The following is an 11,913-nucleotide window of genomic DNA, read 5'->3' as shown; positions in this document are numbered from 1 at the left end:
GGAGTGTATCAAGCTCCATGCGCAATAGGGAATGTTGACCACCTGGAATATAGAAGGGTTTATCGAGGCAACGTGCTTGGAGTTACCACCACTTTGTGCCTCGATAAACCCTTTTATAATGCTGAAATGGCTCTACAGGCTCTTGTAAGAGCAAAGAAAGTCAGGTATACTCAACGGAGAAGCGGGAAAAATCCTTCAAAAATGGCAAAATAGTGCTCTGCCTCGCAAACCACCTCACGGAGTCGCCTGTAGAGCCATGCGAGGCACCCCTACTGTGGAAAAGGAGCAAGAGGCGCGTTTGCGATTGAAATAATTCATTGGGGCTGTGGCAATTGAAAAGTGAATCATAAGGGACAGAGGATGTTGGGGCACCCGTAGCGACAAGGGGTGGTTGAGGGGTTATGGTGGGGGCCTTGCGCTTGTCGCCCTCGCCAGGCCAATTTCCCGGTATTTCCTATTTGCACCCATCATCGCTCCCAACGGCGACAAGCGCAAGGCCCCCACCATAACCCCTCACCACCCCTTGTCGCTACGGGTGGTGAGAGGCTTCACTCCCTCAAGAGTTGTTACGGATGGTGGGAAGTTTCGCTCCCTCAAGAGTCGCTACTCTAGAAATCGATGAAAGGAAATGATCAGGTGTTGTATCAAGCTCTTTTGCAAGCGATTGTTGAGGAGGCATCCAGGCAGGAGGAGATTATTGGTGTGCTGCTCACCGGCTCCGTTGCGAGGGGTGATGCCTTGCCAGGAGCTGATCTCGACCTTCGTTTCATTCTCACCCCAGGGGCTAAACGTGAGTTTCAGCGAGGTCTGCGCGAAGGGGTTCTGGTGGAACAGGAGTATGCTGATGTAACATTAGCTCAGTCCAGGCTTGAAACAAACCCGATGGAGGTCTATGCCTATCTGGATGGGCGCATCCTCTTTGATCCACAGGGCGTCCTTGTACATCTGAAAGAACTCGCGCAAAGACGCTTTGAAACCTACCTGCTCCCCGAACCCGAGCGGGAGAAAATCGCTACCTGGCTAGAAGCTGCTCGTTTCAAAATACGTGTGGCCGATAGAGAGGGCAATCTGTTGAAAGCTGCCTTCGCCACAGGAACGGTTTCCTGGCAGATTATCGAGGGGTTATGGGCTGCCAATAACAGACCACTTCCACCTAACGGCTCTATCTGGCCTCATCTGAAGGATTTGTCACAGGGGCCAGCTGATATCGAAGAAAAGCTCAAACTCTTCTTTTGCGGAGAGACTCAGCAGCGTGTGCGAGTAGCTCTTGCGCTTCTTGACTGGATTCTGTCGTCCCTAGAGGGGGAGGGAGAACAATTCTGGCCTCGCGTAACTCCCTCTCCTCTATGAGGGCTTCACCCACGTCCAACTCACGCTCATTGTACCCAAAGAAGTAGCGAAAAACAAAGGGTTTAGTATGGGGAAGCTCTCAAGGGTTGCGGATGTTCCTTATAACACCATCAGGAGCATCTATCGTGATCCGTTCTACTCTATTACAACGATTACATTTGGGTGGTTAGCTGATGCACTTGGGGTTGATGCTTCTGAGTTGGTAGAGTCTGCTCCTGCTCCATCACACAGTGCTCCTGACGATGAGGGCAATTTATAGGCTCCATTTGCTCTATATGTCTTTCCTTACCCCACGTAGCGACAAGGGGAGGCGTGGTGTGGATGTGGGGGCCTTGCGCTTGTCGCTCTCGCCACACCGTTTTCGTGTTTCCTGGTTCCTGGCGTGAGGGCGCATGGCGAGAGCGACAAGCGCAAGGCCCCCACTACCCCAGCCCAACCCCTCCTTGTCGCTACGGGAGACCCAACGTCCTCTCCACCTTCAAATTTCACGAATGAAGAATGGAAAGATGCTCCAGACGCCCGAAAGCTTGATCCGACGCGCTCTGCTTTATATTCTCTATTATCATCTTTCTTTACCGACTGTTTCGGCGATATTAGGATATGAATCTCCAGAGACGGCAAGATTGGAGAAGTTTTTGATCCGTTCCCATGCTATGCTGATTGCGCGACTGGCTCCATCCTAGACGCGGGGCCAGATCGCAACACTTTATGTGTGAACAGGGGATAAATCAGTTGCGCTTGCTTGCTGCAACTGATTTATCTAAGTAAAAGGGATATACGATCAATGAACAATCTCCAGATCACTAAGGGGCCATGTGCGAAGTCGGCGATGCTGATTCGCAGGCCCGTTGCGGAAGTCTTTGAGGCGTTTATCGATCCCGCTATCACCTCCAAATTCTGGTTTACCAGGGGCAGCGGCAGGCTTGAACCGAGCAAGCAGGTGCAGTGGGATTGGGAAATGTTCAATGCCTCGGCACGGGTGAACGTCAAAGCTGTTGAGCAAAATAAGCGCATCGTTGTTGAATGGTCTGGCTACGATCACCCTACGATGGTCGAATGGACCTTTACAGCACGTCCTGATAACACAACGTTTGTCAGTGTCACCAATGCTGGCTTTGTCGGCGATGCAGATACACAGGTTCAGCAGGCGCTTGATTCGACTCAGGGCTTTACGTTTGTGCTTTCGGGACTTAAGGCGTATCTTGAGCATGGAATTCAATTGAACCTGGTCGCCGACCATTTTCCTGACGGCGTTGTCACTCAACAACATTCATAGCATCGTCAAGCCGATGTGACGAGCGATAGCAGGCCGAACAGGATAATGATTATAAAGACATAGCGTGTAAACCTTTCGGTAGGGATGCGGCGGTGTAGGAACAGGCCGAGCAGGGTGGCGACGATGATGGCTGGCAGGGAGAAGGCGTAGAGGGTGAAGAGATTGGCCGTCCACAGGCCGCCGAGTCCCTGTCCGCTCACGATAAGGATGTCTGCGAACAGAAAGTACGCCTGGAGCGTGCCATGGAAACTGGTCCGATTCCAGCGGCTCAACGTGCCATACACTACGATGGGGATGCCACCAATATTATACGCGCTGCCAAGCATGCCGGAGGCGAAACCAAATGGCAGTGCCCAGCCACGATGCGTCATTCCAACACGCTCTGCCGTCTGGTCAAGCATGGGCCGTAGCAGCGAGTAGCCGCCGTAGAGTATCAGGAGGATACCCAGCGTTCTGGTTACGAGAGATGCCGGGGCGAAGGTCACAAGAGCCAGTCCGACCGGGATGCCAGGCAGCGCCGCGCCGAGAAGCCAGATCAGCGTGCGATGATCGATGTGACGCCAGCCCGAAATAATCGTCGGACCCGTCGCAGTCAGGCCCATAAGCCCGACCAGCGAGATTGCAGTATGTAGATTGATCGGTAGGAGCGTGAGTAGCGGCATGCTGATGACCGCTTCGCCGAAGCCAAATGTTCCCCTCATCAGTGCCCCGATAAATACAACAGCAACCACCAGCCCGATCAGCGTCGCTGTCATTGCTAACTCCCCCTAAAAGACATGATATACTGCACTATAACATATTTTGCTGAGACAACCCATTAACCCTCTTCATCTCCAGTAGTTCGTAGTGGAGCGATTATGAAAATTTCCTTTCAAACCCGGGAATCTCATCATTGGTGCATCCGGGAATTGGGGGGGAATAGTGAGGGGGCAGAGAATGTTGGGTTCAGCCGTAGCGACAATGGGTGGCTGGATGGTCCTGGTGGGGGCCTTGCGCTTGTCGCTCTCCCCAGGCCGTTTCATCGCCGTTTGCCACGCCGCCAGAGGGAGAGGACCATTCGGAGGCGAGAGCGACAAGCGCAAGGCCCCCACAGCCCTCCACTCCCCCCATTGTCGCTACGGATGGGGGGAGAACCTCTTTCTCCCCGGAACATTTGCCGGATGCACCAATTATCGCGTTGGAGCAGCTTCTCAGGCGGTTCCACCCGCGCGATACATCGCTCCACTACGAAAGGTTTTACCGATTTTGAAGGAAAATTTTCATCATTTCTTTGTAATAGACTGAATGGGAAGAGACAAGGGAAGGCTGAAAGAGGAATAGATAGTGCAACAGCACTTTTTTTGTGATGGCCTGTCATTTTATGAAAAAACAATAAATTTACCAATTATGACGCATTATTACACCGGTTCAACTTTATTTAGAAAAAAGGCGGAGATAGGTCATTTGCCCCATCCCATTTGCTCTTGTCGCTTCTATACTTGAGATGAGTAACGACATTCCTTTGGAATCCAGTGTATTAATGCTCGAAATTCTCCATCTTCATCTTTCACCTGCTTGATCCCGAAGGGGTAGGGCGTATTGGATGCTGTCTAAAACGGAGAGAGCGCGACGTATATAGGATATGGATGGGGTATCCAGGCATGCAAGTACTGGTCATTTGACAATGACATGGCAACCGCATACATCATGTAGTATCGTCAATTTCAGAGAAGGACTCCAATGCTATCAGTAAAAATTGCAGGCACCGGCTGGTATCTGCCCGAACGTCGTGTCACCAACGCCGAGCTTGAGGAGCGGCTTGGCATCGCTGCCGATTGGATCGCGCGGGCAACCGGCGTTCATGAGCGGCGCTATGTGACAAACGAAACGAGCGTCAGTATGGCGACAGAAGCGGCTCAGATGGCGCTGGCCGAAGCGGGAATACGACCAGCCGATCTCGATGCGATTGTCTTTGCCTCCTCCGCACCGCAGCAGGCTATTCCCTGTACGGCAACGTTTATTCAGCGCGCACTGGCGGCTCCCGATGGGGCCAGCACGTGTTTCGATATCAACGCCACATGCCTGAGCTTTCCCCTGGCCCTGCATACCGTCGCGCATCTTGTGGCTTCGGGAGCTTATCGCCGCGTCCTGTTGTGCAGCAGCGAACCGGCCTCGCGCTCGCTCAATCCGGCGGAGCGCGAAAGCGTGGCCCTCTTCGGCGATGCAGCGGCGGCGGTCGTACTCACGCCCAGCGCTGAAGGCGAGCGGAGCTGTCTGCATCATGCGCTCTTCGAGACTTACAGTAGCGGTGCCGAACTCACACAGATACGAGGCGGTGGTACGTTGCATCATCCCAATGATCCGGCAACCACCCCGGACATGAACCTGTTCCAGATGCAGGGGCCAGCCATTTTCAAGCAGGGGTCTCGTCTCATTGAGCCATTTCTTGAGCGCTTCTTCGCCAGCCTGCCCTGGAAGCGCGACCAGATCGACGCTGTGATCCCGCACCATGCCAGCCGTCACGCGCTCGACCTGCTCACCCGAAAGCTGGGCTTTACGAGCGATCAGATCGTGGATAATCTGGCGGTGCGGGGCAACTGCGTCTCCGCGTCTATCCCCCTGGCGCTGGCCGAGGCTGTGCATGATAGACGTATCCAGCGCGGACATCGCGTGCTGCTCGTTGGCACAGCTGCGGGTCTGACACTGGGCGCGCTGGCTCTGATTTTTTAAAATTCGATAAAATGGCAAATGTCGTAGTCGCGCGATTTATCGCGCATGCACGGGATTGCGCGATAAATCGCGCGACTACGACATTTGCTTGATGTTAATGTGTGAAAGCTTATCAATTGGGAGCAATATGAAGATTCTGGTCACAGGTGGCACTGGCTTTCTCGGCCAACACCTGACGCGGGTATTGCTGATGGCAGGGCATACCGTAAGTATGATGGGGCGCGATTTCTCCCAGGTTTTGCCATCTTTGCGCAAAGAAGCCGTTCCTATTATATGCGACTTGCGGGATAAAAACGCGGTCAAGCAGGCGTGCCGTGATAAGGATGCGGTCTATCATGTGGGGGCGCTCTCGGCTGCCTGGGGCAAGCGTGCGGACTTCTTCGCGATCAACGTCGAAGGAACGCGCGCCATTGTGGAGGGCTGTCGTGAGCATAATGTCAAACGGCTGATCTATGTTTCGTCGCCCAGCGTCGTCTTTATGGGAGCCGATCAGCGGAACGTGACGGAGGCTCTGCCCTATCCCCGGCGCTTCGTCTCCGTCTATTCGCTGACAAAGAAACTGGGAGAGGATCTGGTCAACGCGGCAGCTTCAGAGCTGGAAACGGTTATCGTGCGCCCGAAAGCTATCTTTGGACCCGGAGATCGCACGTTGCTCCCACAATTGATCGCTGCCGCTCGTCGTCGGCGTTTGCCACAGATCGGCGATGGGCGCAATCTGGTCGATCTCACCTATGTCGAGAACGTCGCCAGAGCGCTGCTGCTCGCCCTTAACACTGCTGCTGCTATTGGCAAAACTTACACCATTACCAACGATGAGCACATATTGTTGTGGGAAGTTATTCGCAAGGTTTTGCAAGAGCTACTGCTATCAACACAACTGCGTCAGATACCGCTCTCTGTAGCGCTGACGGCGGCGGCAATGATGGAGGCGAGGGCGGCGCTAACCGGGACTGAGCCGCTGTTGACGTGCTACTCGGCCACTATTCTCGCTCGCACCCAGACATACGATATCACAGCTGCTAAACGTGATCTCGGCTATGCTCCATCCACCTCCGTTGCAACAGGGATCGAGCATACATTGGCGGCATTGAAGGAGCAGGAAGCATGAGCGGCAAGCCACCAGAACTGCAATGTTATCTGCTCGATACTGGCTATTGCCTGACCTGGGAGCATCATCTCATCGCCGGTGGACAACGGCGGCGCGTTGCCTGCCACTCGCTTGTGGCCTTGCTGCATCATCCCGATCACGGCTGGCTCCTGTGGGATACCGGCTATGCGCCCCGCATGCTTGCTGTGACGCAGGATTTGCCTTTCTCGCTCTATCGTCGTGCAACGCCGCTTCATCTGGATGCACGGCTCAGCGTGGCGGCGCAACTGGAGCGCTGGCAGCTGCGACCACAGGATATCAAGCGCGTCCTCATCTCGCATTTCCACGCCGATCATATCGCCGGGTTGCGCGACTTTCCAGAGGCCGAGTTTATTGCTACGCAGAGCGCCTATACAGATGTTGCGGATCGTCGAGGGCTGGCGGCACTGCGACGAGCCTTCATTCCCGCCCTGTTGCCCACCGATTTTGCCGCACGAGCAACCTTGTTGTCGGACTTTGCAGGAACAAGCTTGCCAGCGCTGGGGGCCACGCACGACCTTTTTCACGACGGTTCCCTGCTGCTGTTCAGCTTGCCGGGCCATGCGCGCGGGCAGATGGGTTTGCTGGCACATACACAGCGTGGACGCATCCTCTTTGCCGCCGATGGTGCCTGGCTCAAGCGCTCGATTGATGAGCAACGCTCGCCATCGCGCCTGACGAGCCTTTTTATCGATGATGCGCGCGCCGTACAAACAACGCTCCAACGCTTGCATGCTTTTCAACAACAGCAGCCCGACATCCTGATTATCCCCAGCCATTGCCCTGCAACGTTCGCTCAGGAAGTGGAGGGCGCTGATGAAACTGTCTAACGCGGCGCAGGTGGTGAGCCATTATGTGCGGGCGAACTGGCGCTGGCACCATCTGCACGGCGCGGCCCTTGAGCGCTATCAGGAGCAACGAGCGCAACGGCTGCTCGCCTATGTGGAGCAGCATTCCCCCTTCTATCGTCAGCACTGGGCGGGCCATGATCTGCACAATTGGCGACACCTGCCAACCATCGAGAAGCAGACGATGATGGAGCATTTCGCTACCTTCAACACTCGTGGAATTAGCAAAGAGGAGGCAATGGAAGTGGCGTTGCAAGCGGAGCACAGCCGCGATTTCAGCTCGAATATTGCCGGGCTGACTGTTGGCTTATCCTCTGGCACCTCCGGGCATCGCGGTCTCTTTCTGGTCAGTCCACAGGAGCAGGCGGCGTGGGCTGGCGTGATAGTGGCGCGTGTGCTGCATCGCCTGCCCAGGTCACGGGTGCGGGTGGCCTTTTTTCTGCGCTCGAACAGCAACCTCTATGAAGAAATCGGCGGCGGCCCGATCCAGTTTCGCTATTTCGACCTGATGACTCCCCTGAACGACGCGGTGCAGGGTCTCAACAGCTTTCAGCCTCATATCGTGCTGGGTCCACCGTCGTTGCTGGGATTGCTAGCAGATGAGCAGGCGCAAGCACACCTGGGCATCCATCTCCAGCGGCTCATCTCGATTGCCGAAGTTTTGGAGGAGCAGGATCAGCGGCGGTTGCAAGCGGTTTTTGCCTGCTCAGTCCATCAGATCTATCAATGCACCGAGGGGTTGCTAGCCGTCAGTTGTGCAGCCGGTTCGCTGCATATTCAGGAAGATCTGGTCGCGCTTCAGTTTGAGCCGGTCGCGAACGGGCCGGAAGAGCGTGTCACGCCGATTGTCACCGACCTCTGGCGCACAACCCAGCCGATTGTGCGCTATCGGCTCAATGACATTCTGCGCCTGGCACCCGCGCCCTGCACCTGTGGCTCATCGTTTCGCGTCATCGCAGCTATTGAGGGCCGCAACGACGATCTGTGCTATTTTGCAGCACGGACAGGCGGCAAACGTCACTTTTTCCCCGACACCATCCGGCGCATGATTCTGCTTGCCGATGCACGCATCACTGATTATCAGGCTGTACAACAGCGTTGTGGACAATTGCGCATTCACCTTGCGGTATCCCCTGATGCCAATTTTGATGAGGTCGCAAGCGCTGTGAGAAAGAGCGTTGACGAAACGCTAGCGCAGTATGATTGTCGTCCTGCTGTTGTGCAAATTGAAGAGGGGTTGTTGCCCCTGCCAGCGGGCACGAAGCGGCGGCGCGTGCAACGGTTGGCGCAGGACTAGAGAGGAATGATAGTGAGTGTGGAACGTCAAAACGTGCTGTTGACGGGTGGAAGGGCGTTTGTCACATTAGAGTTGGCTCGTCACCTTGCAAGACATGGGCATCGCATCATTGTTGCCGAAAGCATGCCGGTCCATCTCTGCCGCTATTCGCGCTGTGTGGCGAATCATTACCGCGTGCCTGCTCCGAATGTGGAGGGCGACGCGTTTATTGATGCACTGATCGCAATTGTGCAGCGCGAAAAGATCGATGTGCTGATCCCTACTTGCGAAGAGGTTTTCTTTGTGGCGCAAGGTTTGGAGCGCCTGCGCCCTTATTGTCGTGTGCTGTGCGCCCCATTTGAGCAACTGGCGCGTCTTCATAGCAAGTGGGAGTTCATCCAGAGCGCCGCTTGCTACGGCCTCCTCGTTCCCCAAACGTACCTTTTCACCTCAAACGCTGATCTTCATCAATTCCTGCAAGAGCATGGAGAATCTTTTGTTTTAAAACCGGTCTTTTCGCGTTTTGCCTCGAAAGTCGTTTTCGCCGATACTGTGGCAGATCAGATTGAGCAATTGCCGATCACGCAGGAGTATCCCTGGGTGGCACAACAGCGAATTGATGGAGAGGCGTTCTGTTCATATAGTATCGTTTCCGATGGAAAGTTGCTTGCCCATGCTGTCTATCCTGTGTATTATCGGGCCGGTCTGGGCAGTTGTATTCATTTTGCGCCCGTTGAGCATGTCGCCATCGATGATTGGATTACGCGCTTCCTGCAATATGAGCGCTTTTCGGGCCAGATCGCCTTCGACTTGATCGTCACGCCTGATGGCAAGGTCTATCCCATCGAGTGCAATCCACGCGCCACCAGCGGCCTCCATCTCTTCCGGCAGGGCCAACCGCTGCATCGCGCCTTGCTTGCCCCCGACGAGCCTGTCGAGCAAATGCTGCGGCCTCTGCTCACCAATCGAGCGATGATTGCGATTGCCATGCTGGTCTATGGCCTGCCCTCTCTGCGCTCCTGGGCAGAGGCGCGAGCATGGTTGCGCGCCTTTCTGCACGCGTGCGATGTCGTGTTTGATTGGAGTGATCCGTTGCCGTTTCTCTTGCAACCGTTGCTGTTCTGGTATAACTGGAATGAGAGCCGCAAGCGTGGCATCTCCATTCTAGAGTTTGCCACATACGATATAGAATGGAACGGTTCGTCCAAAGTGGCATGCTGATAACCGCCTCGCCGAAGCCAAACGTCGCCCTTATCAACGCCCAATAAACACAGTAGCAACCACCGGCTCGATCAACGTCGCCGTCAGTGCTATCTCTCCCTGGAAGGCATGATATGTTGCACAGAATGCTCAAGAAACATTCCATTGCAATGCATCACCTACCAAGACGATAAATATGCTCCTCCTCATTCCCATCACTATCATAAGAAGTGACACGAAACGAATTGATACTAATCCTATAAACATGGCGCTCTAATAAATAGCTGTTAAGCTGTCTCCCACGTGCCTCGTCATTAAGCTCTCCGTTCATGACTTGATCGTAATTCCTCATTATAGTATCAATATCGCCTGCATAAATAGTTTGATGTAATTGAGAGAAATGAGTATTATTAGCTCCATAATACTCTATAACATTATAACGCGATCGATCACTATCAAAAATAGTAAAACGTTCATTTGGTAATATCTCATCATTGCTAAGTGTACGGCTATACAACACCCGTCCCTGCTCATCATGAATGCGTATATGCACACTCCTATTAGCATGATCAATAGAAAAACTAGATGGATACTCAGATGTTAAAGTGGTAGCCAATCTTTCGCCAGCGTCCAGGCGGACCCTATGCTCACCGTTAACTTGCCTCAGTTCACCGTTAAGGAAAGTAGCATCGAAGGGGTGATTTGGAGAAGTGCCTTGTCTTGGCTCGCCGTTAACTTGTCTTAGCTCACCGTTAACTTGCCCTGGTCCACCGTTAAGGAAAGTGGCATCGAAGAGATATTGGGGTGTTTCGGGAGGAGGAGGATTGTGGCCCTCAACGTGGTCGTTCGGACGGTTAGTTCGTCGTTCATCCCCACGATGTCCATTGCTACGACGAGAAGACATAAGCAAATCCTTTCTGTTCGCAATCAGAGCGGATGTAGTCAGGCCGGAAACGACCAGGGAAAGTATAGCCTTTGAGAGAAGGCGAAAGAGGGGAGATGGAGGGAAAAATCGCGTATCAGCGTCGCCATCATTGCTCTCTCCCCCTAAAAGGCATGATCTATTGCACAGGATGCTCAAGAAACATCCCCCGGCTCTACTTCATCCCCATTATGCCTAAAAGCATGCGACCGCAATACTATCCCAAAACGATTACGAGAAGTGATACGAAACAACTGTTCATCAACCTGATAAACACGATATTCCAATAAATGCTCAAAAATCGGATGCTCACGAATCAGACCCTCAAAAACCCCTTGCTCATGTTGCCGCAATACAGCAAGTCTTATCAGTGAATGGAGTTGCGTCGTTATCTGATCTCGATTGGATTCGTCTTGCTCATCTGCGAGAATATGTGGATAGTATTGCCTTATTAAAGCCTCGAAGTTTCCGTTAAAAACCAGTTGGTGTAGTTGATAAACACGCTCATGATTATCCGTACGATAATCATACGATGTATTGTTAGCATTATCATGAAGCTGTATATTTGGGAACTCTTCATAAGCATGAAAAATCCACTCGTGTGCAGCTGGTGGTCCGGGAAGCTGATTATTAAACACAATTATGCGTTCTACACTCCCCTCATCATCAAAATACCACTGTTGCACTAAACGTTCCCGCCCTTGAACCTGTCCATAATACTCTATATTAGATAAGATCCCATCATCAAAAGACCTCCGTTGCGTTAAACGTTCCTGTCCTTGAGCAACACCTCCAGGACTAACATCCTGCTGAGCATCGTGAGAGAACGTAACATCACCGTTAACTTGCCCCAGTTCACCGTTAAGGAAAGTAGCATCGAAGGGGTGATTTGGAGGTGTGCCTTGTCTTAGCTCACCGTTTTGCCCTAACTCACCGTTAAGGAAAGTAGCATCGAAGGGGTGATTTGGAGGGGTGTCTCGTCTTTGGTTAGGACGCAGAGGCTCGAAGGTGCTTTGGGGTTGTTCGGGGGGAGTGTTGGGCCGCCTTCCGTCATTCTCAAAGTTGCCGTTTGGAGATGGGCTTCGTTCATCCCCACGACGACTTGCTGATCTATTGCCCTCAATACGATGAGGAGACATGAGCAACTCCTTTCTGCTCGCAATCAGAGTGTGGAGGCCGGGCTGGAAACAACTAGGGATGAACAGA

Annotated in this window: 13 protein-coding genes; 10 read left to right on the top strand and 3 right to left on the bottom strand. The window is 53.4% G+C overall.

The genetic code is table 11. From position 1 onward, the window contains the following. Nucleotides 1–636: 636 nt before the first annotated feature. The 4 genes from K3T83_RS38905 to K3T83_RS38890 all read left to right on the top strand — a co-directional run bounded on the left by K3T83_RS38905 (nucleotide 637) and on the right by K3T83_RS38890 (nucleotide 2,626). Nucleotides 637–1,350 (top strand): nucleotidyltransferase domain-containing protein, encoded by a 714-nt coding sequence (locus K3T83_RS38905; RefSeq protein ID WP_220208523.1) that lies wholly within the window; start codon nucleotides 637–639, stop codon nucleotides 1,348–1,350. Between the two features lie 67 nt (nucleotides 1,351–1,417). Further along, on the top strand, nucleotides 1,418–1,609 hold the full coding sequence (locus tag K3T83_RS38900; RefSeq protein ID WP_220208522.1) for a hypothetical protein: 192 nt from the start codon (nucleotides 1,418–1,420) through the stop codon (nucleotides 1,607–1,609). Nucleotides 1,610–1,856: 247 nt separating this feature from the next. Continuing rightward, the gene (locus K3T83_RS38895; protein WP_220208521.1) at nucleotides 1,857–2,033 is read left to right on the top strand and encodes a hypothetical protein; all 177 of its coding nucleotides are present in this window, start codon (nucleotides 1,857–1,859) and stop codon (nucleotides 2,031–2,033) included. Between the two features lie 101 nt (nucleotides 2,034–2,134). Then, nucleotides 2,135–2,626, top strand: coding sequence for an SRPBCC family protein (locus K3T83_RS38890; protein WP_220208520.1), 492 nt, complete (start codon nucleotides 2,135–2,137; stop codon nucleotides 2,624–2,626). Nucleotides 2,627–2,631: 5 nt separating this feature from the next. Here K3T83_RS38890 and K3T83_RS38885 read toward each other — a convergent pair whose 3' ends face one another. Further along, complete coding sequence (locus K3T83_RS38885; RefSeq protein ID WP_220208519.1) at nucleotides 2,632–3,381, bottom strand: sulfite exporter TauE/SafE family protein; 750 nt, start codon at nucleotides 3,379–3,381, stop codon at nucleotides 2,632–2,634. Nucleotides 3,382–3,562: 181 nt separating this feature from the next. Between K3T83_RS38885 and K3T83_RS38880 the strand changes: the two genes are divergently transcribed. From K3T83_RS38880 to K3T83_RS38855, 6 genes are all read left to right on the top strand, one after another. Then, entirely contained in the window at nucleotides 3,563–3,910 is a 348-nt protein-coding gene (locus tag K3T83_RS38880; protein ID WP_220208518.1) for a hypothetical protein, read from the top strand. 435 nt (nucleotides 3,911–4,345) lie between these two features. Further along, on the top strand, nucleotides 4,346–5,335 hold the full coding sequence (locus K3T83_RS38875) for a 3-oxoacyl-ACP synthase III family protein (protein WP_220208517.1): 990 nt from the start codon (nucleotides 4,346–4,348) through the stop codon (nucleotides 5,333–5,335). A gap of 127 nt (nucleotides 5,336–5,462) precedes the next feature. After that, nucleotides 5,463–6,443 (top strand): NAD-dependent epimerase/dehydratase family protein, encoded by a 981-nt coding sequence (locus K3T83_RS38870; RefSeq protein WP_220208516.1) that lies wholly within the window; start codon nucleotides 5,463–5,465, stop codon nucleotides 6,441–6,443. Continuing rightward, on the top strand, nucleotides 6,440–7,291 hold the full coding sequence (locus K3T83_RS38865; protein ID WP_220208515.1) for an MBL fold metallo-hydrolase: 852 nt from the start codon (nucleotides 6,440–6,442) through the stop codon (nucleotides 7,289–7,291). The genes K3T83_RS38870 and K3T83_RS38865 overlap by 4 nt, the downstream gene beginning before the upstream one ends. Then, on the top strand, nucleotides 7,278–8,606 hold the full coding sequence (locus K3T83_RS38860; protein WP_220208514.1) for a F390 synthetase-related protein: 1,329 nt from the start codon (nucleotides 7,278–7,280) through the stop codon (nucleotides 8,604–8,606). Before K3T83_RS38865 ends, K3T83_RS38860 begins: the two co-directional genes overlap by 14 nt. An 18-nt stretch (nucleotides 8,607–8,624) precedes the next feature. Next, nucleotides 8,625–9,806 (top strand): ATP-grasp domain-containing protein, encoded by a 1,182-nt coding sequence (locus K3T83_RS38855; RefSeq protein WP_220208513.1) that lies wholly within the window; start codon nucleotides 8,625–8,627, stop codon nucleotides 9,804–9,806. A 154-nt stretch (nucleotides 9,807–9,960) separates the two neighbouring features. Here the strand turns inward: K3T83_RS38855 and K3T83_RS38850 are convergent, their stop codons facing one another. Both K3T83_RS38850 and K3T83_RS38845 read right to left on the bottom strand, forming a co-directional pair. Then, nucleotides 9,961–10,689 carry a hypothetical protein gene (locus tag K3T83_RS38850; protein WP_220208512.1) on the bottom strand — a complete coding sequence of 243 codons (729 nt, stop codon included), beginning with the start codon at nucleotides 10,687–10,689 and terminating at the stop codon, nucleotides 9,961–9,963. A gap of 173 nt (nucleotides 10,690–10,862) precedes the next feature. Continuing rightward, complete coding sequence (locus K3T83_RS38845; RefSeq protein WP_220208511.1) at nucleotides 10,863–11,846, bottom strand: hypothetical protein; 984 nt, start codon at nucleotides 11,844–11,846, stop codon at nucleotides 10,863–10,865. Between the last annotated feature and the right edge of the window lie 67 nt (nucleotides 11,847–11,913).

The sequence above is a fragment of the Reticulibacter mediterranei genome, assembly GCF_016587455.1.
This window is presented reverse-complemented; position numbering and strand designations above follow the sequence as displayed.